Origin of the sequence: Oceanobacillus manasiensis (assembly GCF_000724085.1) — a bacterium.
GTDB lineage: Bacteria > Bacillota > Bacilli > Bacillales > Amphibacillaceae > Oceanobacillus_B > Oceanobacillus_B manasiensis.
On sequence record NZ_CCDL010000004.1, the window covers coordinates 192,825 to 214,744 of the forward strand.

General features: G+C 40.8%; 23 protein-coding genes and 1 riboswitch. Of the genes, 8 read left to right on the top strand and 15 right to left on the bottom strand.

The features are described from left to right. Positions 1-14 precede the first annotated feature (14 nt). The 5 genes from BN985_RS17685 to BN985_RS17705 all read left to right on the top strand — a co-directional run bounded on the left by BN985_RS17685 (position 15) and on the right by BN985_RS17705 (position 3,614). Positions 15-1,517: a UDP-N-acetylmuramoyl-L-alanyl-D-glutamate--2,6-diaminopimelate ligase gene (locus tag BN985_RS17685; protein ID WP_042225220.1), complete on the top strand. Its 1,503-nt coding sequence runs from the start codon at positions 15-17 to the stop codon at positions 1,515-1,517. A 66-nt stretch (positions 1,518-1,583) separates the two neighbouring features. Beyond that, on the top strand, positions 1,584-1,799 hold the full coding sequence (locus BN985_RS17690; RefSeq protein ID WP_042225221.1) for a hypothetical protein: 216 nt from the start codon (positions 1,584-1,586) through the stop codon (positions 1,797-1,799). A 95-nt stretch (positions 1,800-1,894) separates the two neighbouring features. After that, on the top strand, positions 1,895-2,476 hold the full coding sequence (locus BN985_RS17695; RefSeq protein ID WP_042225222.1) for an NUDIX domain-containing protein: 582 nt from the start codon (positions 1,895-1,897) through the stop codon (positions 2,474-2,476). A gap of 114 nt (positions 2,477-2,590) precedes the next feature. After that, the gene (locus BN985_RS17700) at positions 2,591-3,043 is read left to right on the top strand and encodes a DUF3888 domain-containing protein (RefSeq protein ID WP_042225224.1); all 453 of its coding nucleotides are present in this window, start codon (positions 2,591-2,593) and stop codon (positions 3,041-3,043) included. Positions 3,044-3,116: 73 nt separating this feature from the next. Beyond that, on the top strand, positions 3,117-3,614 hold the full coding sequence (locus BN985_RS17705) for a hypothetical protein (RefSeq protein WP_232225614.1): 498 nt from the start codon (positions 3,117-3,119) through the stop codon (positions 3,612-3,614). Between the two features lie 61 nt (positions 3,615-3,675). Here BN985_RS17705 and purD read toward each other — a convergent pair whose 3' ends face one another. The 14 genes from purD to BN985_RS17775 all read right to left on the bottom strand — a co-directional run bounded on the left by purD (position 3,676) and on the right by BN985_RS17775 (position 18,313). Further along, on the bottom strand, positions 3,676-4,914 hold the full coding sequence (gene purD, locus BN985_RS17710; protein ID WP_042225225.1) for a phosphoribosylamine--glycine ligase: 1,239 nt from the start codon (positions 4,912-4,914) through the stop codon (positions 3,676-3,678). A gap of 17 nt (positions 4,915-4,931) precedes the next feature. After that, positions 4,932-6,464, bottom strand: a complete 1,533-nt coding sequence (purH, locus tag BN985_RS17715) for a bifunctional phosphoribosylaminoimidazolecarboxamide formyltransferase/IMP cyclohydrolase (RefSeq protein ID WP_042225226.1) — start codon at positions 6,462-6,464, stop codon at positions 4,932-4,934. A 28-nt stretch (positions 6,465-6,492) separates the two neighbouring features. Continuing rightward, positions 6,493-7,062, bottom strand: a complete 570-nt coding sequence (purN, locus tag BN985_RS17720) for a phosphoribosylglycinamide formyltransferase (protein WP_042225227.1) — start codon at positions 7,060-7,062, stop codon at positions 6,493-6,495. Beyond that, positions 7,059-8,075, bottom strand: coding sequence for a phosphoribosylformylglycinamidine cyclo-ligase (gene purM / locus BN985_RS17725; protein ID WP_042225229.1), 1,017 nt, complete (start codon positions 8,073-8,075; stop codon positions 7,059-7,061). The genes purN and purM overlap by 4 nt, the downstream gene beginning before the upstream one ends. Before the next feature lie 24 nt (positions 8,076-8,099). Continuing rightward, positions 8,100-9,509, bottom strand: a complete 1,410-nt coding sequence (gene purF, locus BN985_RS17730) for an amidophosphoribosyltransferase (protein ID WP_042225230.1) — start codon at positions 9,507-9,509, stop codon at positions 8,100-8,102. Next, positions 9,485-11,713: a phosphoribosylformylglycinamidine synthase subunit PurL gene (gene purL, locus BN985_RS17735; RefSeq protein WP_042225231.1), complete on the bottom strand. Its 2,229-nt coding sequence runs from the start codon at positions 11,711-11,713 to the stop codon at positions 9,485-9,487. The genes purF and purL overlap by 25 nt, the downstream gene beginning before the upstream one ends. After that, positions 11,697-12,380: a phosphoribosylformylglycinamidine synthase subunit PurQ gene (purQ, locus tag BN985_RS17740; RefSeq protein ID WP_042225232.1), complete on the bottom strand. Its 684-nt coding sequence runs from the start codon at positions 12,378-12,380 to the stop codon at positions 11,697-11,699. The genes purL and purQ overlap by 17 nt, the downstream gene beginning before the upstream one ends. Continuing rightward, a complete protein-coding gene (purS, locus tag BN985_RS17745) occupies positions 12,377-12,628 on the bottom strand; it encodes a phosphoribosylformylglycinamidine synthase subunit PurS (protein WP_042225234.1) in 252 nt (83 codons plus the stop codon). The genes purQ and purS overlap by 4 nt, the downstream gene beginning before the upstream one ends. Next, entirely contained in the window at positions 12,625-13,338 is a 714-nt protein-coding gene (gene purC, locus BN985_RS17750; protein WP_042225236.1) for a phosphoribosylaminoimidazolesuccinocarboxamide synthase, read from the bottom strand. Before purC ends, purS begins: the two co-directional genes overlap by 4 nt. A gap of 1 nt (position 13,339) precedes the next feature. Further along, on the bottom strand, positions 13,340-14,644 hold the full coding sequence (purB, locus tag BN985_RS17755; protein ID WP_042225238.1) for an adenylosuccinate lyase: 1,305 nt from the start codon (positions 14,642-14,644) through the stop codon (positions 13,340-13,342). Further along, on the bottom strand, positions 14,641-15,771 hold the full coding sequence (gene purK, locus BN985_RS17760) for a 5-(carboxyamino)imidazole ribonucleotide synthase (protein WP_408634712.1): 1,131 nt from the start codon (positions 15,769-15,771) through the stop codon (positions 14,641-14,643). The genes purB and purK overlap by 4 nt, the downstream gene beginning before the upstream one ends. Next, on the bottom strand, positions 15,758-16,249 hold the full coding sequence (gene purE, locus BN985_RS17765) for a 5-(carboxyamino)imidazole ribonucleotide mutase (protein ID WP_042225241.1): 492 nt from the start codon (positions 16,247-16,249) through the stop codon (positions 15,758-15,760). Before purE ends, purK begins: the two co-directional genes overlap by 14 nt. Before the next feature lie 118 nt (positions 16,250-16,367). After that, a riboswitch (purine riboswitch) is annotated at positions 16,368-16,467 on the bottom strand. A 93-nt stretch (positions 16,468-16,560) separates the two neighbouring features. Beyond that, positions 16,561-17,460: an SDR family oxidoreductase gene (locus BN985_RS17770; RefSeq protein WP_232225615.1), complete on the bottom strand. Its 900-nt coding sequence runs from the start codon at positions 17,458-17,460 to the stop codon at positions 16,561-16,563. 214 nt (positions 17,461-17,674) lie between these two features. Then, positions 17,675-18,313, bottom strand: coding sequence for a DUF2179 domain-containing protein (locus BN985_RS17775; protein ID WP_084157625.1), 639 nt, complete (start codon positions 18,311-18,313; stop codon positions 17,675-17,677). A 185-nt stretch (positions 18,314-18,498) separates the two neighbouring features. Between BN985_RS17775 and BN985_RS17780 the strand changes: the two genes are divergently transcribed. After that, positions 18,499-18,933, top strand: coding sequence for an Hsp20/alpha crystallin family protein (locus BN985_RS17780; RefSeq protein WP_042225244.1), 435 nt, complete (start codon positions 18,499-18,501; stop codon positions 18,931-18,933). A gap of 448 nt (positions 18,934-19,381) precedes the next feature. Here BN985_RS17780 and BN985_RS17785 read toward each other — a convergent pair whose 3' ends face one another. Then, the gene (locus tag BN985_RS17785; RefSeq protein ID WP_052360743.1) at positions 19,382-19,975 is read right to left on the bottom strand and encodes an MOSC domain-containing protein; all 594 of its coding nucleotides are present in this window, start codon (positions 19,973-19,975) and stop codon (positions 19,382-19,384) included. 95 nt (positions 19,976-20,070) lie between these two features. Between BN985_RS17785 and msrA the strand changes: the two genes are divergently transcribed. Both msrA and BN985_RS17795 read left to right on the top strand, forming a co-directional pair. Further along, entirely contained in the window at positions 20,071-20,595 is a 525-nt protein-coding gene (gene msrA / locus BN985_RS17790) for a peptide-methionine (S)-S-oxide reductase MsrA (protein ID WP_042225245.1), read from the top strand. Positions 20,596-20,736: 141 nt separating this feature from the next. Then, positions 20,737-21,912 (top strand): MFS transporter, encoded by a 1,176-nt coding sequence (locus tag BN985_RS17795; protein ID WP_198030034.1) that lies wholly within the window; start codon positions 20,737-20,739, stop codon positions 21,910-21,912. Positions 21,913-21,920 lie beyond the last annotated feature (8 nt).

The window sequence follows — 21,920 nt, forward strand, 5'->3', positions numbered from 1 at the left end:
AGAGGTGCCCTAATTTGAAATTAAGAGAAATAGCAAATCTATTTATGATTAAAGAAACACAAGGGAACATGGATGTTGATATTACAGGATTACAAATGGATTCTAGAAAAATAGAACAGGGTAATTTGTTCGTCTGTGTACCTGCTATTGAAGGATTTCTAGAAGATCGTCACCTTTTTGCAGCGGAAGCAATTAAGAATGGCGCGGTTGCACTAGTCGTCGAAAGAGATGTGGACATTAATGTACCGAAATTATTTGTTAAAGATGCAAGGCGTGCAATGGCAGTTATCGCTTCTCATTTTTATAATTATCCTTCAGATGAAATGAAACTAATAGGGATTACTGGAACTAACGGAAAAACCACTACCTCCTTCATTATTGAAAATATTTTTTCCGACTATGGGTTTAATACGGGGTTGATGGGAAACAACGGGGTAAAGATAGCCCAGCAAATGTACCCTACTGACATAAACACACAAGAGCCACCAATCTTACAAGCCAACCTCCGAAAAATGAGAGATTACAATACGGATTATTGTGTAATGGAAGTATCATCCCAAGGGCTAGATATGGGACGTGTTACAGGCTGTAACTTTAGAACGGCAGTCTTTACGAACCTTACACAAGATCATCTGGATTATCATCATTCCTTTGATGAATATAAAGATGCTAAAGGTCTTTTGTTCTCAAAGCTTGGAAATTCGTTTACTGGCAAAGACATGAAGTATGCAATCTTAAACGCAGATGACTCTCATTTTGAGTACTTTAAAAAGGTTACATCCGCAGAAATTATTACATATGGAATTAACAATCAATCTGATGTTACAGCTAAAAGTATTAGAATGACTTCACAAGGTATTCATTTTTTATTAAATACTTTTAAAGGTTACGTTGAGTTGGATCTCCAATTAATCGGACGGTTTAATGTTTATAATGCGTTAGCAGGTATTGCAGCAGCTTTAGTTGAGGGCATACCTCTTGAGAGTATAAAGAGAAGTTTATCACAAATTAAAAGCATTGATGGTCGAATGGAGATAATTGATGAAGGACAAGATTTTCTCGTGTTGGTTGATTATGCACATACACCAGATGCTTTGGAAAATGTACTTAAAACGGTTAAAGAGTTTGCAGAAAGTAATGTAATTACTGTCTTTGGTTGTGGCGGAGATAGAGATAAAGCAAAACGTTCCATTATGGGAGAAATAGCTAGTAATTATAGTAATTTTGTAGTTATTACTTCTGATAATCCGCGGTCAGAGGATCCCCTAAAAATAATAGACGACATTGAAAAAGGATTAAAAAAAATGGATTTCTCTAACTATGAAGTGTTGGTTAATCGAGAAGAATCTATTAAAAGAGCTATCAATATGGCTAATTCTAAAGATGTTGTTATTATTGCAGGAAAAGGACACGAAACATATCAAATCCTTGAAGATAAAACGATTGGGTTTGATGATAGAGTAATAGCTCGAAATTATCTATTCAATAGTATGGTTAACTTATCCAATGAATTTTAACACTAATTATATGGGATCAATTACTCGATAATAACTTGATTTTATTGAGAAAGGAGAATACAGATTTTGAGTAAAAAAGTTCGAGCTTTATCATATGTAATCCGTATATTGTTTATTATTTCTTTAACTATTGCTATTGATACGCTTTGGCTAAATGGGAGCATTTATTATATCCAGAACAGAGAAACAGGTATTATTATTCTTATTCTGGCAGTGATCCTTTTAATTTTACACTATGTATTACGATCAAAGATAAAGCGAGGTATTAGAATAGAAGAATAGTAAGAACAGTTTCTTAAGATATTAGTTGACCAATAAGTTGAAGGTGTATACCTAAATAAAAGAAACTGATTATATGAATATGGAGGTGCGACAATATATTAATTCCTAAAGATATACGAACATCTGGTGCTTATGTTTTATATAAAGGTTTATTTGTATTTCAAGTTGGACCAACCAAAAAAGGTAGCAAACTTGGTGTGGTCAGATTGGGAGGTCATAGAGAGGATAATGAAACTGCGTTGGAGACAGCAAAACGTGAGGTTTATGAAGAATCGCAAATTGAAATGACTCCCTTTCATTCAAATACGACATTTTACCTTAGCGAGTGGAACGAAGAACCAAATAAAGTTACGGTAAACGAACCTATTGCCCCTATTCTAATTAAAGGCAATGAAAAATCGGCTTACACAGTAATGTACCTTTCTAAAACATCATCAATGCCAACTCCATCTTCTGAATCAAAAGGATTATTATTACTTTCTCCAGAGAACGTACAACTTATCTGCCAAAAAAGACTATCTTTACACGAGTATCAAAAGCTACATGGAATATCAATTTTAACTCCAGAGATAGATACAAAATTAATATTACAACCGTTCCCTCAACTCTTGTTTCTTTCACGATTATTAAAAGAAGAAACTGAGCTAATGGAACGCTTTATTAATACATCCTTATAGACTTAACGAACTTTTGAGACAGGATAGTTATATAAGTATTGTCATAATTTGCTTCTTATTATAAACCTCCACAAGAGAAAACTATGCAATAACCTTAATTGTGGAGGAGAAATTATGAAGAAACATGTAATTCCTTTACTAATCGTTTTTACAGTTGTCTTTTCTTATAATTCACCTGTTTCTGCCCAACCAAATCATTTAGATCCTCCAAAAGATTCAAAGGAGCTTAAGATCCAAGATATTTTAATACTTTTGTTAGGTGAAGAAATAGAAAAAGCAGTAAACAATTATTACTCTAACTATTTAATTGAATTGCCATCTGTTTATCCGTACCAAGTTGATATTGTAAATGTAGAAAGAGTTGAGGGATTTCGTAGCTTTCATTTCCTACTTACATTAGAGCTCACACCAGTTGTCGGACCCCACATAGCAGTTGGAAAAGATAGGCTCACATTTGAAATAGCCCCTATTGTTCCTGATGATGTTAAATTAATTAAATTTGAGCACCTAGAAACATACGAGCTTCCTCCACATTGGCAAGATATAATGAAACAAAATGCACCTTAGTTTAAAAAGTTAGTGATAATAAGGCCATGTATTTGACTGAAACTGGATAGTTTAAAAAAAAGGGGGAGTGTAGTTGGAAAAAGCATGGGAGACATTTATGTCCGCTAAAGGTTACTTACTAGAAGGAATTTTTGCGAACTTGCTACACACAAACCTTTATAATAAAGATATTATTCTTCACGCAACTGAACCAATATTATCCATTCGGAAAAACACCGACATAAAATACTGGAAAATAGGCTGGACTGAGGACGACGCAGGTGACAACTATTTGCTACTTGAGGATCAAGAAACACCCGCACCACTTGAATATGAACTAATAGATAATCCACATCAACGACATACATATCAAAAACATATTATAAGTAGTTCTAGTTTTTCCATTGAGCATAATTTAATAAAAAAAGTAACTGGATACGGATCTATTTATAGAAATAGGATAATTCTATCTGCTGTTGTACTAGAACTTGAAGAATCATTCCTTTCGATTGAAGCAGGACTAGCAACAGAAATGAGAGTTACGAATAAGGAACCTAAACATTTAGGGGACGTTATTTTTTCTACAAATTAACCATGTAAATGAGAAGCACCCAAAAAAGCTTGAGGAAGCATAATTGCCCTCAAGCTTTTTCCTATTTCCCTATATCCGTTCTATAAAAATAGTCATTGCCATTCTCCACAGAGGATAGAGTTTGATACACCTTCTCGCGAGCCGATTCGAATGTAGCTTCCTTCGCCCCAACAAGCAGCACTCGACCGCCGTCCGATACGAGGTTGCCATCCACCAGTTTCGTACCGGCGTGTACGGTATACGACTCCGCTTCGCTTAATGCCGGAATCTCTACTCCCTTGGCATAGGAACCTGGATATCCTTGTGAAGCCAGAACTACCCCAACACATGCACTGTCATCCCAATCCAGTTCAGGATCCTTGCCATCTATTACATCAAGGATCACTTGGTCTAGGTCATTTTTTAGCAGTGGTAAAACAACCTGTGTTTCCGGGTCACCGAAGCGTGTATTAAATTCGATGACCTTGGGACCATCTTCTGTCATCATCAGCCCAGCGTAAAGAATGCCTGTGAAAGGTCGGCCTTCCTCCATCATGCCGTCAGCTGTTTTTTGCAGAATTTCTTTCATTGCAAAATCAAGATGATCTTCGGTAACATCAGGAACTGGAGAAAATGCACCCATACCGCCTGTGTTTGGTCCTTCGTCATTATCAAACGCGCGCTTATGGTCACGAGCAGGTACCATTGGATAAACATTATGCTCGTGAACGAATGCCATTAAAGAAAATTCTTTTCCGGATAAAAACTCTTCAATCACGATCTTGGCTCCGGCATTAGCAAAGGCTTTATCCACCAGTATCTCGTCCACTGCCCTTAGTGCTTGTTCCTCCGTTTCAGCAACTATGACACCTTTCCCTGCTGCCAATCCGTCTGCTTTAATCACGATAGGGGCACCTTGTTCTTCAATATACTGCTTCGCATCGTCAGCTGAAGTGAATGTAGCATAAGCCGCTGTTGGAACAGCATATTTTTTCATAAACTCTTTGGCATAGCTTTTACTACCCTCAAGTAGTGCTGCCACTTTTTGTGGTGCAAACACCTGCAGGCCAGCCTCGATAAAACGGTCGGCAATCCCTTCATTCAGTGGATTCTCCGGTCCGACTATCGTTAGATCGATCTGCTCTTCTTTAGCGAACGCAACAAGCGCCTCGATGTCCATTTCATCAATTCCGATACATTCTGCCTGCTCCATTCCAGCATTGCCGGGTGCGGCAAAGATTTTAGAAACACGCTCACTTTCCGCAAGCTTCATTACAATGCTGTGCTCGCGTCCACCGCGGCCGATTACGAGAATATTCATCCCTTCGCATCCCTTCCTTAATGTTTGAAATGGCGCATTCCTGTATAAACCATCGCAATCCCATGCTTATCACATACATCAATTGAGTCTTGGTCACGCTTTGAACCACCTGGTTGAATAATTGCCGTTACGCCTGCTGCCGCGGCTGCTTCCACCGTGTCTGGCATTGGGAAAAATGCGTCAGATGCTAGTACAGCACCTTTCGTTTTTTCACCAGCTTGTTCTATTGCAATTTGCGCTGACCCAATTCGGTTCATTTGCCCTGCACCGACCCCAACAGTTTGGTTGTCTTTTGCTAAAACGATCGCGTTGGATTTCACATGCTTTACAGCTTTCCATGCAAACAATAAATCTGTAAGCTCTTTTTCATTCGGCTGACGTTTTGTAGGGAAAGTTAATTCCTCTTTCACTACCTCTCCAGCATCATTGTCTTGTATAAGTAATCCACCTTTAACGGTTGTTAACTTATGGTAGCTGTTATCCTCCCCTTGCATCGGAAGGTCTAGCAATCGAATGTTTTTCTTCTGTGTCAATATCTCCATTGCTTCGTCCGTAAAGCCTGGTGCGATTACAATCTCGAGGAAAATTTCACTTAGTTGCTTGGCAGTTTCCACATCCACTTGACTATTTACTGCAACAATCCCACCAAAAATAGAAATCGGGTCTGCTTCATATGCTCTTGCGAATGCCGACGCCAGGTTATTTGAAACGCCAATCCCACATGGATTCATATGTTTTACTGCAACAGCAGTTGGCTCTTTGTATTCAGACAGGATTTCAAGTGCTGCATTAGCATCCTGAATATTGTTAAAGGAAAGTTCCTTGCCGTGTAACTGTTTTGCCGCAGCAAGGCTCCACCCTTTGTGAAGTGGATTTTGGTAAAATGCTGCCTGCTGGTGCGGGTTTTCTCCATAACGAAGGGATTGTACCTTCTCGTATGTAACGGTGTATGTTTCTGGAAAGGCTTCTTCCGTTTCTTCAGTAAAATAACCCGCGATCATGGCATCATAATTTGCTGTGTGCTGGAAAACTTTAGCTGCCAGTTTTTTACGTTCTGTCTTCCCAAAGGAATCTGCACGTAGCCCAGCAATTACACTTTCATAGTCAGAAGGATTTACAACCACTGCAACGTCTGCAAAATTCTTCGCGGCTGCCCGAAGCATTGTCGGACCACCAATATCAATGTTCTCAATAATTTCGTCACCTGATACGCCTTCTCTTTGCAAGGTTTGTTTGAAAGGATAAAGGTTGACAACAACCATATCGATTGGTGCAATATTGTTTTCTTCTAACTGCTTCATATGATCCGCATCAGAGCGTTTTGCTAGAAGTCCTCCATGAATAAAGGGATGTAATGTTTTCACACGCCCACCCAAAATTTCTGGAAATCCCGTTACTTCGTCCACAGCTTTGGCTGGAATGCCTGCTTCCTTTAGTGCCTTTAACGTTCCCCCAGTTGATAGAATGTCGTAATCAAGGTCAATGAGCCCTTGAGCAAATGTCGTGATGTTTGTTTTATCGGAAACACTGATTAAAGCTTGCTTCTTCATTTTTTCCCCTCATTTCAAATTCTTTATGTTATGTAGTTTGGTTTAAAAGCTGGCGGATGACGTTAGGATAGAGATTATGTTCTACTTGTTGGATGCGTTCCTTGAGCATATCTTCGGTATCTTCAGGGTGAATTCCAACGGATTCCTGGGCGATAATTGGGCCCGTATCAATGCCTTCATCGATATAATGGACTGTTACCCCTGTTGTGTCGACTCCTGCCTGATAAGCTTGCCCAATCGCATCTTTGCCTGGAAATGCTGGGAGCAATGATGGGTGGATGTTGACTATTCTCCCTTCAAAGGCTCCAAGAAGATCTGGACCCACAATGCGCATATAGCCAGCTAGGAAAATCCACTCGACACCAGCCTTCTCTAGCTCCTCGATTAATTTTTGCTCATAAGCAGATTTAGAAGCATACGCCTTCGGGTCAAAAAGGAGGACTGGCACCCCATATTGTGCTGCCTTTTCCATTACCTTTGCTCCAGCTTTATCACAAACGAGCAAGACTACTTCGACTGGTAGGTTATCGGCTTCCATTATCGCCTGAAAGTTGCTCCCGGTTCCTGATGCGAACACAGCGGCTTTGGTTTTCTTCATGAGCTAAAGTGCACTCCTTCATTTGGCACGACGGTTCCGATTATCGAAGCTTCCTCGCCATTTTGAAGAAGTTCTGCCATAACCCGCTCCGCATCTTCACGTTTTACAACAAGTGCCATTCCTATTCCCATATTGAAAACACCGTACATTTCTTCTTCTGGAATATTTCCTTGGTCCTGTAAAAAAGAGAAAATTTCGGGCACTTCCCAGCTATGAGAGTCAATCTGGACACCAAGTCCGTTTGGCAACATGCGTGGTAGATTTTCATAAAACCCGCCACCTGTTATATGGGAAATCCCTTTGACAGTAAACTTTCCGAGTACTTTTGTAACAGCTTTGGCGTAAATCTTTGTCGGTGTTAACAATACTTCACCAAGTGGTTTCTGCAAACCATAGTGTTCATTTAAATCCAGATTAGCTACGATTTGGCGAACGAGCGAGTACCCATTTGAGTGAATGCCACTTGATGGAAGTCCGATTACGACATCCCCTTCCGAAATCTCTTCACCTGTAACCAGCTTTTCCTTTTCCGCAATCCCTACGACAAACCCTGCAAGATCGTATTCGGATGGTTCATACATGCCAGGCATTTCCGCCGTTTCGCCACCGATTAATGCAGCACCCGCATCCACACAGCCTTGGGAAATCCCCGCCACAATCTGCTCAATCATTTCTGGATCATTTTTACCACAGGCAATGTAATCTAAAAAGAAAAGTGGTTGCGCGCCTTGTGCGACAATATCGTTTACACACATCGCAACAAGGTCTATTCCAACAGAGTTATGTTTTTCAAGGTCAAAAGCAAGTTTAAGCTTTGTGCCAACTCCATCCGTTCCAGAAACCATGACAGGCTCTTTATACTGGAACGATGTCAGCTCAAAAAGACCAGCGAATGAGCCGATACCACCCAGTACTTCTGGACGGGTTGTTTTTGCAATATGCTTTTTCATTCTCTCTACTGCCTCATATCCTTTTTCCACATCTACCCCGGCATTTTTATATACTTCTGACATGGTTTGGCAACTCCTTTATTCTATTTAACAGCTAGTAAAAGCAATTTCCTTTTGGCCGTCTTCCTTTACTGGATATTTCCCCGTCATGCAGGCTGTACATATGCCTTGATTCAAGGTTTTATCCTTCACAATTGCCTTTTCGAGCCCTGCCTCAGACAAATATGCCACACTGTCAGCACCAATCTGCTCACAAATTCCCTCTACTGTGTAATTGGCTGCGATCAATTCTTTCCTTGTTGACATATCAATTCCGTAATAGCATGGATGCTGAATAGCAGGTGAAGCAATGCGTACATGTACCTCTTTTGCACCAGCTTTCTTGAGCATTTGCACAATTCGCCTGCTTGTCGTGCCCCTTACAATAGAATCATCGATCATCACGATGCGTTTGCCTTCCACAATGCCACGAACAGGAGAAAGCTTCATTTTCACACCTAATTCTCGTAGTTCTTGGGAGGGTTGGATAAACGTACGGCCAACATAGCGGTTTTTAATAATTCCCATTTCATATGGCAGACCACTTTGCTCTGCATAGCCGATAGCTGCTGAGATACTGGAGTCCGGTACGCCAATGACCATGTCTGCATCCGATGGTGCTTCTTTTGCTAGCTCTATGCCCATTCTTTTTCGTGAAGCATGAACATTTACTAAATTCACATCACTATCTGGTCTGGAAAGATAGACATACTCCATTGCACACATTTTTCGTTGCTCTCGCATTGCAAACCTTGTGGAAGATATCCCTTTATCACTGATGGTAATAAGTTCACCTGGTAACACTTCTCGCTCAAATGTCGCACCAATTTGATCAAAAGCACAGGTCTCAGATGCCACTACATAGGCCTCACCCAATCTCCCAATTGATAGAGGGCGAATTCCACTCGGATCTAACGCTACAAACATTTTATCTTCCTTTAAAATAAGGTAGGCATAAGCTCCGACCACTTTATTTAGTGCATTGGCAATCGTTTCCTCAGAAATTTCGTTACCACTCCGTTTAATTAAATGTGCGAGTACTTCCGTGTCAGAAGAGGTTTGAAAGATACTTCCCTGTTCCTCAAGTTCTCCGCGAAGTTTATGGGCGTTCATAATGTTTCCGTTATGAGCAAGTGCCATGCTACCGGCTTGAGCGCGGAATAATAATGGTTGTACGTTTTCAATTACTTTTCCGCCTTGTGTAGAATAGCGTACATGGCCAACTGCTACTTTTCCTGATAGTTCTGAGAAATCAGCATGCTTGAACACGTCATTGACTAATCCCATCCCTTTATATGGCTTTAGCTCGACTCCATCACTAGATACAATCCCTGCACCTTCCTGACCGCGATGCTGCATGGAATGCAATCCATAATAGGTGAGCTCCGCTGCTTTTTCATGACCCCAAATGCCGAATACGCCACATTCCTCGTTTATGCCTTTGATTTCAGCAAGCATGGAATAGCTCCCTTCCAAAGTTGGTGTAGCTCTTCTACTTTTTCCTCAATAACTTGCGCATCATTAATCTCGATACGGAAAGTCGCATCCGCTGTCACAACGCCAACTTGTTTTGCATCTTCCACTATTTTTTCGAATTGTGCTCTATTCTCTTTTTTTACCGAAATAATAAAACGTGATTGGGTTTCACTGAAAAGGATTGCCGTTACATCGCCAGAAAATGTTGCGTCCAATCCAAGTCCCGCTCCATTAAATACACTCTCAGCCAAGGCAACTGAAAGTCCACCTTCAGCCACATCATGTGCTGATTCTACTAAACCAGCTTTTATTGCTTGAAGGATTTGTTGCTGCCTTTTTGCTTCAACGTCTAGGTCAATCTCTGGCGCTTTACCTTCATATTTATCGTGCACGACATTTTGTAATTCACTGCCACCAAATTCAGGAGCCGTTTCACCGATAACATAAATCGCATCACCAGCTGCTTGAAAATGGCTTGGTGTAATATGTTCTAACGACTCATGCAATCCAACCATACCAACAATAGGAGTTGGGAAAATCGACTTTCCTTGTGATTGGTTGTATAAAGAGACATTGCCACTAATGACAGGTGTACTAAGAGCCGTACATGCTTCGCTCATGCCATCTACACTTTTCTCCATTTGCCAGAAGGTTTGCGGATTCGTTGGATTCCCAAAATTCAATCCATCTGTTAAGCCAAGCGGCCTTGCACCAGAGCAAACAATATTACGTGCCGCTTCTGCTACGGCAATTTTTCCGCCAACTTCTGGATCCAGATAAATGTAGCGTGAGTTACAGTCTGTCGTGATAGCCAGAGCCTTATTCGTCCCTTTGATACGAACGACTGCAGAATCTGAGCCAGGTGTAACAACCGTATTCGTCTGCACCATGGAATCATATTGGTCATAAACCCATTCTTTACTCGCAATGGTCGGTTGTTGCAGCAGCTTTTTCAGCATTTCGGCATGGTCTTCTACTACCACTTCAGGTGTGCCACTATTCTGAAATTCTTTATAATAATCCGCCACCTCTGATGGCATATGATAAACAGGCGCCTCGTCAGCTAAAGCATCGACTGGAATGTCTGCCATTACTTCACCGTGCTGTTTAATGCGGAAAACTTTCTCTTCAACAACCTCTCCTACCGCAACAGCCTGGAGACCGTATTTTTCAAACACATCAATAATCTCTTGTTCCCGACCTTTTTTGACAACCATTAGCATTCTTTCCTGTGATTCAGAGAGCATCATCTCATAAGCATTCATGTTCTGCTCACGCTGTGGCACATTGTCTAAATTCATTTCCATTCCTGTTCCTGCCTTGCTTGCCATTTCACTAGCAGAAGAAGTTAGACCTGCTGCTCCCATATCCTGCATGCCAACAAGGGCATCAGAGTGGATGACTTCAAGACAAGCCTCAATTAACAGTTTTTCCATAAACGGATCGCCAACCTGTACTGCTGGTCGATCCTTGGCAGCATCCTCACCAAGATCATCAGAAGCAAATGTCGCACCATGAATTCCATCACGGCCTGTAGGTGCACCAGCATAAAGCACCGTATTGCCAATCCCAGCTGCAATCCCTTTTTGGATCTCATCATGATTGATTAATCCTACACACATCGCATTAACTAATGGATTTCCTTCATAGCTTTCGTCAAATTGGACTTCTCCGCCAACTGTCGGAACCCCTACACAGTTTCCGTAACCGGCGATTCCATTAACTACCTCTGTAAACAAGTATTTCACACGATCTGTTGTTAAGTTTCCAAAACGTAAAGAGTTCATAAGCGCAATAGGACGCGCTCCCATAGAAAACACATCACGAATGATACCCCCGACGCCTGTTGCCGCTCCTTGGTATGGCTCTACTGCAGATGGGTGATTATGGCTCTCAATTTTAAAAACAACAGCTTGATTGTCACCAATATCAATAATCCCAGCACCTTCTCCAGGACCTTGTATCACATGCGGCCCTTTAACAGGAAACTTCTTTAACAATGGCTTGGAGGTTTTATAACTACAATGCTCAGACCACATGACAGAGAATATCCCTGTTTCGGTAAAATTAGGACGACGTTTTAAGATATCTTTCACGAGGTCGTATTCCTTGTCACTTAAACCCATTTCTTGATAAAGCTTGTCGCGTTCGATTTGCTCTGGATGTATATCATGCGTTTGCAACATAGGATTCCCTCCAATTTTTCACTATGGATTGAAATAACTTCACGCCATCGGCACTGCCCAATAAAGCTTCGACAGCACGCTCAGGATGTGGCATCATGCCAAGAACATTGCCTTCTTCATTCCTAATCCCAGCAATATCTGCTACAGAACCGTTTGGATTGTTTTTATATGTAAAGACGATTTGTTTGTTTGCCTTTAATGTTTCTAGCGTTTGTTCATCACAGAAATAATTTCCTTCACCATGGGCAATTGGAAAGTTGACTACTTCCCCTTGATCATAGATTGAAGTAAATAAAGTCTCGTTATTTTCTACAACCAGTGGCTCTTGATGGCACATGAAGGAAAGATTTTTATTACGCTGCATGGCACCTGGTAAAAGACCTGCTTCCAACAATATTTGGAATCCATTGCACACACCGAGTACTGGCTTTCCTTTTGCTGCCTGCGCTTTAATTTGCTGCATAATCTCAGAAGTGGCAGCTACAGCACCAGAACGCAGATAATCTCCATAAGAGAATCCTCCAGGCAGAAGAATGGCATCGTAGTCTTCGAGATTAGCAGATTGATACCAGACTAAATCAGCGTCTTCTTTTAATACTTCCTTTACTGCATGGTACATATCACGATCACAATTGGAACCAGGAAAAACAACTACCGCGAATTTCACGAGCGAACAGCCTCCTCCACAACGAAGCTGTATTCTTCGATAACTGGGTTTGCCAATAACTTGTCACACATCTCTCTGACACGTTCTTCTAGGTTGGATCCTTCTTCCACTTGTAGATTAATAGATTTTCCTACCCTCGCTTGCTGAACTTCCTTGTATCCTAGGGAGTTTAGCGATTCTTGAATCGCTTTTCCTTGAGGATCTAACACACCTGATTTTAAAGTTACATTCACGATAACGTTTTTCATTGGTTTGCCTCCAGTCGTTTTAAAATCTCTTCGTAGACTTCCAGTAAATCTCCTGTACCTTGACGAAAAACATCTTTATCTAGTTTCTCCTCTGTTGTAGTATCCCAAAGTCTGCATGTGTCCGGGGAAATCTCGTCAGCAAGGATGATGCATCCACTTGCAAGCCGACCAAACTCTAGCTTGAAATCTACTAGGGTGATATCCATTGCAGTAAAAAGTTTTGTTAGCTGTTGATTGATTTCGAGTGCTTTAACTTTAATTTCTTGTAATTCAGATGGGGTGATGTCACTTAGAATCAGAGCATGTTCATCATTAATAAGTGGATCACCAAGGTCATCGTCTTTATAGAATAATTCCAGAAGCGGTGGGTCAAAAATAGTTTTTTCCTTAATATCTAGTCTTTTTGTAATACTACCTGTTGCAAGATTTCGCACCACTACCTCTAGTGGAATGATCTCTGTTTGCTGCACGAGCTGTTCCGTCTCATTTAAGCGTTCAATAAAATGTGTTTCAATTCCCTGATCATGTAGAAAAGGAAAGATCCGGGCAGAAATTTCATTATTTAATCTGCCCTTCCCAGTAAAAGATGCTTTCTTTTCTCCGTTAAATGCGGTGGCGTCATTTTTATAGGACAGCACAAGCTGCCCATTCTTTCCTTCGGCTTGATAAATCTTTTTTGCCTTCCCTTCATACAGCAAGGAACTCTTCATTCTATTCACCTCTTGTTAAGCCAATTTTGGTAAAGATATGATCTACATTTTTCAAGTGATAGGTATAATCAAAGCAATCGTCTAATTCCTCTGTGCTTAATTTACTTGTAATCTGTTCATCTTGCTCAACTAGCTGTCTGAAAGGTGTCGCAGTCTCCCATGCTTGCATCGCCTTTGGTTGCACAATGTCATATGCAGCCTCTCTGGCCATACCTTTATCGATCAGGGTTAACAACACACGCTGTGAGAAAATAACACCATACGTACGATCTATATTCCGCTTCATGTTCTCCGGGAAGACGGTTAAGTTCTTTACGATCCTGGAAAAACGATTCAGCATATAATCAAGTGCAATCGTGGCATCTGGCAAAATTACACGTTCTGCTGAGGAATGCGAGATATCACGTTCATGCCATAGTGATACATTTTCATAAGCTGTCATCATATAGCCACGGATAACGCGTGCCATCCCTGTCATATTCTCTGATCCAATAGGATTTCGTTTATGAGGCATAGCAGATGAACCTTTTTGACCTTTGGCAAAAAATTCCTCTACTTCACGAGTTTCCGTTTTTTGTAACCCGCGTATTTCTGTAGCGAATTTTTCAATGGATGTTGCCACGAGCGCTAGTGCTGATACGTATGCTGCATGACGGTCCCTTTGTAATGTTTGTGTCGAAACAGGTGCTGGAGAAAGACCAAGTTTTTCACATACATATGTTTCCACAAAAGGATCAATGTTAGCGTATGTCCCAACCGCACCAGATAGCTTTCCAAACTCGACTCCTTTGGCAGCCGCTTCGAAGCGTTCTAAGTTACGTTTCATCTCCTCATACCATAGTGCTAGCTTCAATCCAAATGTTGTCGGCTCTGCATGTACACCATGTGTGCGCCCCATCATAACCGTATGCTTGTGCTCTAAGGCTTTATTTTTCAAAATCTCTACAAATGCTGTTAAGTCTTTGCGAAGAATATCATTCGCTTGTTTAATTAAATAGGAGAGTGCCGTATCTACTACATCTGTAGAGGTTAGACCATAATGTACCCATTTCCGTTCCTCGCCAAGTGTCTCAGATACTGCTCTCGTAAAGGCAACCACGTCATGTCTTGTTTCCTGTTCAATTTCATATATACGCTCAATATCAAAGGATGCATTTTGGCGTAGTTTTTGTACATCCTCAGATGGAATAATACCTAGTTCACTCCATGCTTCACATGCTAGTATCTCTACTTCAAGCCATGCCTTAAATTTATTTTCTTCTGTCCAAATGGAACCCATCTCTTCTCTGGTGTAACGTTCAATCATCGTTTTGCCTCCTCAAATTGTTGTACGATTTCTTCAACTTCTGTGATAGTTTTTGCGATAAAGGTGACATGCCCCATTTTTCGCTTCGTTTTTGCTTCATCTTTTCCATATAAATGAACAAATCCAGCACCGATTTGTGCCATAGCCTGCTGGATCTGATCCAGTTCCTCACCAAGAATATTAACCATTACTGCCGGTTGGTGCAAGCTAACTGGAGCAAGTGGCAGTCCACATATTGCCCGAATATGCTGACCGAACTGTGATACCGTGCATGCTTCAATTGTATAATGCCCTGAGTTATGCGGGCGTGGTGCCATCTCATTTAGATAAATGGCATTTTCCTTAACAAACATCTCGACTGCAAAGGTACCAACAATCTCCATTTTTTCTGCTAATGCGGTTACCGCTTCGTACGCCTTATTTTCGACTGTCTCATTAACCCTTGCTGGGACTGTCGTTTTATATAAAATATGGTCACGATGTTCGTTTTCAGCAATCGGGAATGTCGTCATTTCTCCAGACTGTGATCTAGTAAACACAACAGAAATTTCCTTATCAAATGTTATCCATTGTTCGATAATACAATGCCCATTTTTTGTGGCAAACTCCATGGCTAGGTCAATATCATCGGCTGTGTTAATTTTTAGCTGTCCTTTTCCATCATAGCCACCACTGCATGTTTTTATCACGGCAGGAAGGGAGATATTTTCCAAAGCTGCTTTACAGGAAGTGCCATCTGTCACGATAGAGAAAGGAGGGACGGTCAAGCCTGCCTCTTTCATCATTTGTTTTTCTTTTTCGCGGTTTTGGGTTACTTCCAATGCCAGAGAGCCTTGTGGAAGCTTTCCTTGCTCTTGTAAATAAACAGCCGCTTCTAAATCTACATTTTCAAATTCATATGTAATCACATCAGACTTTTCGGATAGTTGTTTCACTGCATCCATATCATCATAGGCTGCTATGATCTGTTCATCAGCAACCTGTGCTGTCGGGCAGTTTGGCTTAGGATCGAGTACGATAATTTGGTATCCCATATAGCGTGCAGCAATAGCCATCATTCTGCCCAACTGACCGCCACCGATTATTCCAATGGTCTGGGGTGGTAGTATCTGCTTAATATTTTGCAAGTTCATCCCTCATTTCTCCTACCTTATCATGCAACTTTTCCCGATAGGTTTCGAGTTTTGCAGCAACATAGTCATCAACTGTTCCGATTATTTGTGCTGCCAGAATACCAGCATTTGTAGCGCCGGCTTTTCCGATAGCTACAGTCGCAGTTGGGACACCGCCAGGCATTTGTACGATAGAGAGCAAGGAATCCAGTCCGTTCAAGGCTTTTGATTCAACAGGCACCCCAATTACAGGGAGTGTCGTCTGCGATGCAACCATCCCCGGTAGATGGGCAGCACCGCCCGCTCCAGCGATGATGACCTTGAGTCCTTTTTTTCGAGCATTTTTCGCATAGTGGAACATATCATCTGGCGAACGATGAGCAGAAATTACATCCTTTTCGTATGGAATTTGTAGCTCTTCCAGTACTTCGCAAGTATGCTTCAATGTTTCCCAATCTGAAATACTTCCCATAATTACACCAACGCTTGCCATATTAAAACCCTCTTTCTGAGTTAATTATGAAATAAAAAAAGTCCATTCGTATCCCTCTAGTTGAGAGAAGATGAATAGACTTACCCCTTTGACACATGAAAACAGATCATTACGTTTGTAACGATTCATCTCCCCTCATAGTCCAGCATTTACGGCGCCGGGTAGAGACTTCCAAACCATATCTTCAGAAATATATGAGGTTCCGTATTTACTTGTTGCATTTAGCATAACAAAGTCCTACACGATGTGTCAATATAGTTTTCGAACGTTAACATGTTAACTTTAATTAATGTTCGGTTTTTACTTGGTTATTAAGAACTTACTGGTGACCCTCCATTTACGTGAATAACCTGACCTGTTACATAGGAGGAATCTTCGGAAGCTAAATATACATATGCAGGAGCGAGTTCAAATGGCTGCCCAGCGCGTTTCATTGGTACATCTTTTCCAAATTTAGTTGCGATATATTCAGCAGAAAAGCTCGCTGGGATTAACGGAGTCCAAATTGGGCCAGGCGCAACAGCATTAACGCGAATACTTTTATCTACGATATTCTGGGAAAGCGAACGAGTAAAAGAAACAATTGCCCCTTTTGTTGCAGAGTAGTCGATTAGTTGCACTTGCCCTTCATAAGCAGTGATGGAGGTGGTATTGATTATCGTGCTGCCACTCTTAAGATAAGGGAGAGCCGCTTTTGTTAAATAGAAAAAGGCATAAATGTTTGTTTCAAATGTTGCTTGAATTTGTTCCTGTGTTATATCTTCCAATCCTGGTTGAGGAAACTGAACGCCATGGTTGTTCACAAGAACGTTAATTTTGCCAAAACAACGCATTGTTTCCTCCACGACATGCTTGCAGTGTTCTTCTTCTCGCAAATCTCCGACGATAAGTATACAGCTCCTGCCTAGCTCCTCGATCCGCTGTTTTGTACGATATGCGTCACCATCTTCATAATTATAATAGTAGGCAATGACAATATCTGCTCCTTCCTTGGCAAAAGCGATAGCAGTTGCAGCACCAATTCCACTATCCCCACCTGTAATGATCGCTACTTTATCCTTTAATTTGCCAGATCCTCTGTAATTCGGGTTTTCAATAATCGGTCGCGGTGTCATTAATGATTCGATTCCTGGCTGCTGTGGTTGATGCTGGGGTGGAAATTGGGTAGGTAGTTCCTCCGGATTAATACCTTGGTTCGGATAATAGGTCATATTCATCCTCCTTCAACTTTTCCATGCATGCAATCAGCCTATTCATGAAGATGGGCATTTGTTCATCATGACTGTTGAACTTAGAGGTATAGGTATTGGGGATTCGTATTATGTGTGTGGAGTTTCTATAGACTAGTTTGGCTCTTTTATCAATCAGCTTGGCTCTCCTATCACTCATAATGCTGAAGATTAAAAAAGTGAGCCCACATTAGGCTCACTCGTTGTTTGGTGTATTTCTTGGTGCGGTTGGTTTGGCCTGGACTGGTGGTACGATAGGCCCGTCATTTTTCGCTGCTTCGGCTGCTTTTTTAGGGTTTGCAAGACGACTTTTACGTACCTGCTTCACCCAGAAACCGCCGTGAATTTGTTTTGGTTCATAAGCTATGATAAATGCTTTTGGATCAATTTCTTTAATGGTTTCGTATAAGCTCAACTCGTACTTTCTTGGTGTTAGGATTTGCATGGATAGACGGTCACCATCCATACCATAGGCAAACCAGCTCGTAACCCCGTAGCCTTTGTCTCGCAACTTCCTTGTGAATTCAATATCCGGATTTGAAGAAATAACGTTCACGGTAATGTATCCAAGGGCAAGCTTTTCCTCAATTTTCGACCCAACAACAACTCCGATTCCAAAACCAATCGCATAGGCAACTAGATTCTGGATTGCATCTAAGTTATCAAGTACAAGCCCAAGACCAAGTACATATATAACAATTTCAAACATGCTTACAAAAGCAGCAATATATCTTCTTCCTTTAAGCGTAAGTATCATCCTGATCGTGGATAACGAGACATACACAATATTGATTACTAAAATAATAGCAACCATCATAAGTGCATTGTTTAGCAAAATAAAAACCTCCTAAATCTAAGTTCTTACAACGTAAGTATATCTATTTCAATATCTCCCTCCTAGAATACATGAATTCTAAATGATATGAAATAACCAGGTTGATTCAGTACCATTTTTTTATCTGCACCCCTTCTAATTAATGGGCATATGATGCTGAAAAAGGTGTATGGTGAGGTGAAATAATGGATCCGTTTAAACAAATGGGAGACTGGAAGAAGAATATGGATCAATTTTTTGGCGATAACTTCTGGAACGAATTTGAAGGTATCATTAAACCTAACATTCCACAAATTAACCTTTATCAAACAGAACATGAACTTTTCTGTGTTGTGAACATTCCTGGTTTACATGATTTGGAAAAGATTGATATTTATGCTGACATGGCTACGCTAGAGCTAAGAGGCGTTATTGATCTTGAGTTTGGTGGCGGTCAAGTTATCAAGGAAGAAATTCTGCAAGGTGCCTTCGAACGGCAAATTTCACTCCCTTTTCCAGTACGTTCAGATAAAATTACCGCGACCTACCGTAATGGACTTGTTTATATCCGGTTGCATAGACTTATTTCAGAAACAAGCAATAAGCGAAGAGTAAATGTCAGGTTATTGGAGGATGAATAAGAAGTGTCGGCGTTATCCATTAAAACATAAAGGTAATACTTAGAAATTTGTAATAATCAATCTTTCTTAAGAACTGAAATATACTTCCTATTAATAATTCAAAAAGGGAAATGTACAAAAATGTACACTTCCTTTTTTGATAAAAATTCACATTGAAGCAAGCGCTCAATAGCACAATTATGAGGTACTCCGTCTAGCCCGCCTGAAGATAGGGTGGAAATTCTGAAGAATGCCTCAATGTACATAGATTTATCGCACTATTTTTAACCCAACGCCACGAATGCAATTCCCAGTCATCAGATGCTGAACCTGCGAGAATATTAACTGCTACCGCCTCAGAATGTGGATTCCTTGGTATTTGCGGTTTATCAACTTGCCTTAACTTTATTCCAGGAGGCTTTCCAAAATAGCATACCTAAAAAACTAGCAAATGTATGATAGGACGCTTCTATAAAATTGCTCTTCCACCCAAACGCTTCAATAAGACCTTTTTCCAACTATCAGCTAGTAGTTCACATTGGACTAGGTCATTTGTTAAGCGAAGATCATCTTTGTATAAATGCATCACTTCATTACACGCAGCAATCGTCCAGTTCGGAAAAGGACGTTCAAGCAATACTAAATCGGAACCAGCTTGCATATTTCCTTCTTTTAAAACTCGGAAATACCAGCCTGTTTTGCCAGTCTTTAGCATCTTTAATGCCATTTCTTTATCAAGGAATCGCGTGTCCGACTTAGGCTGGGAAACTTGAAGTACCGTGTCGCCCACGGCGTAAGTATCACCAATGCAGACAGATTGCTCCCCCATTTCCAGTACAACCATGTCTTCTCCCAGTTCTCCAAAGTCGGAGAATGGCGGATCTAATAAATCATTCCAATAGGTGTAATGCTGAATTGGGTAGCAAAAAATAGCCTTGTCTGGATTATCTGTTACTTTATTCCCGTCAATCCCTGTTTTCCGAACAAACGTCTTTATCTCAGGATGTGGCGCATACCTGTACTTATCACCAATAAAAATTTTATGTACATAAGGTTCCTCCATTATGTCACCTGCTTCATCTATGGTATAGTATCTTTATTCTACGAGGAAATAATAATTTATTCGAGTATAACATAGACGAACCGGAGGAATGTAAAATGTCTCAATACAAGAAAGCTATTTTTGCAGGTGGATGTTTCTGGTGTATGGTGAAGCCCTTCGACCAGTGGGATGGCGTGCAGCAAGTCATTTCAGGCTATACGGGTGGTCATGTGGAGAATCCAACTTATGAACAAGTTAAAGCTGGCGAAACTGGTCACTATGAAGCGGTTGAAATCTCTTACAACCCTGATGTGATTTCCTACAGCGAAATACTAGAGTTATATTGGCGCCAGATTGATCCTACCGATGATGGTGGACAGTTCCAGGATCGTGGAGATTCCTACCGCGCAGCCATTTTTTATAGTGACGAAGAGCAGCAAAAAGAAGCAGCGCTATCCAAGGAAGAACTTGCCCAGAGTGGTCGTTTTAAAAAACCTATCGTTACAGAGATCCTTCCTGCCTCAACATTCTACCCTGCAGAGGAATATCACCAGGATTTTTATAAAAAGAACGAGGAAGAATATAAGGAAGACCGTGCAAAATCCGGTAGAGATGAGTTCATTGAAAAAACTTGGGATTAATCGAGCTTAGCAATATCTAGTAACAGTTATGTGCAGAGTTCAAACATGGGACAAGCTTATTCCCTAAAGACTCTATCGCTCTTCATTCAATAATAGTATAATAGCCTTTGTATATTTTTTCTTAGATTAGGAGCGGATTTGTTGTTTAATCGTAATTCTCTTACACCATTAAAAATGCTTTTGTTTAGCTTTCATGCCACAAATACTATTATTCTTAGTTATCTGCCCTTATATTTAAAATATAAAGGTCTAAATGGCACAGAAATTGGTTGGGTTCTCGCAGTAGGCCCACTTGCATCCATCTTTGCTCAGCCTTTCTGGGGGTACATGAGTGATAAATACAAGACAGTCAAACGAATTATTCAGATTTGTATCGTGGGGCTGATTGTAACTAGTGTTATCTTTTTCCAGATGAACACATTACTCGCCATTATTCTTATGGGGGCTATATTCTATTTCTTTGTTACCCCAATTGGAGCTTTAGGAGACAGCCTTGCCCAACGACGTGCAGAGCATTTTGGCGTTTCTTTTGGCGCCATTCGCTGGTGGGGGTCGGTTGGTTTTGCTACCTCTTCTCTGATTATTGGCGAAGTACTTACAAGAGTAGGAATAGAATATATGATCATTCCGTTTTTATGCTTTGGAGTGCTTGCATTAATCGTGTCCTTTGGGTTGACGGATGTAAAAGTTGATTCCGAACCGGTTCAGTTAAGAGATGTTAGAGCAATCTTTAAAAACAAGTCATTCCTTATTTTCTTGTTACTTATCATGTTCCTAACAATTACACACCGGGCAAATGACAGTTATATTGGCCTGTATATTTCTCAGCTTGGAGGTAGTGAAGGTCTAGTCGGTTTTGCGTGGTTTACAGGAGTTCTAACTGAAGCACTTGTCTTTGCAACTGCTGGGATCTGGTTCCGTAAATACCATCCACTCTTCTTTATCATTATTGCCGGCGCTATTTATAGTATAAGATGGTTTATTTACGCTTCCGTTGATAACCCGCTCCATATTATCGGGCTACAATTTATGCATGGTTTAACTTTTGGTGTTTTCTACTTGGCAGCATTCAACTATGTTTCCAGATTGATTCCAAAACTTCTACAATCAACTGGACACCTAGTGTTCTTTGCCACTTTCTTTGGGGTCTCAGGAATAATCGGTTCTCTTGTCGGAGGATCTATTATCGATTCCCTTGGTGGCGAAACTTTATACTATGGAATGGGTATCCTTGCAACAACCGGAACAATACTCATTACACTTTACCACCTACTTCCTTTCGGTAAAGAAGCATATGTGCATCAACGGGATCAATAAAGGAATTT

Coding starts and splice junctions, on each gene's coding strand:
- BN985_RS17700 (WP_042225224.1), top strand. CDS start 2,591: ATGAAGAAACATGTAATTCCTTTACTAATCGTTTTTACAGTTGTCTTT.
- purD (WP_042225225.1), bottom strand. CDS start 4,914: ATGAATATTCTCGTAATCGGCCGCGGTGGACGCGAGCACAGCATTGTA.
- purH (WP_042225226.1), bottom strand. CDS start 6,464: ATGAAGAAGCAAGCTTTAATCAGTGTTTCCGATAAAACAAACATCACG.
- purN (WP_042225227.1), bottom strand. CDS start 7,062: ATGAAGAAAACCAAAGCCGCTGTGTTCGCATCAGGAACCGGGAGCAAC.
- purM (WP_042225229.1), bottom strand. CDS start 8,075: ATGTCAGAAGTATATAAAAATGCCGGGGTAGATGTGGAAAAAGGATAT.
- purF (WP_042225230.1), bottom strand. CDS start 9,509: ATGCTTGCTGAAATCAAAGGCATAAACGAGGAATGTGGCGTATTCGGC.
- purL (WP_042225231.1), bottom strand. CDS start 11,713: ATGTTGCAAACGCATGATATACATCCAGAGCAAATCGAACGCGACAAG.
- purS (WP_042225234.1), bottom strand. CDS start 12,628: ATGAAAAACGTTATCGTGAATGTAACTTTAAAATCAGGTGTGTTAGAT.
- purC (WP_042225236.1), bottom strand. CDS start 13,338: ATGAAGAGTTCCTTGCTGTATGAAGGGAAGGCAAAAAAGATTTATCAA.
- purB (WP_042225238.1), bottom strand. CDS start 14,644: ATGATTGAACGTTACACCAGAGAAGAGATGGGTTCCATTTGGACAGAA.
- purE (WP_042225241.1), bottom strand. CDS start 16,249: ATGGCAAGCGTTGGTGTAATTATGGGAAGTATTTCAGATTGGGAAACA.
- BN985_RS17770 (WP_232225615.1), bottom strand. CDS start 17,460: ATGACCTATTATCCGAACCAAGGTATTAATCCGGAGGAACTACCTACC.
- BN985_RS17780 (WP_042225244.1), top strand. CDS start 18,499: ATGGATCCGTTTAAACAAATGGGAGACTGGAAGAAGAATATGGATCAA.
- BN985_RS17785 (WP_052360743.1), bottom strand. CDS start 19,975: ATGGAGGAACCTTATGTACATAAAATTTTTATTGGTGATAAGTACAGG.
- msrA (WP_042225245.1), top strand. CDS start 20,071: ATGTCTCAATACAAGAAAGCTATTTTTGCAGGTGGATGTTTCTGGTGT.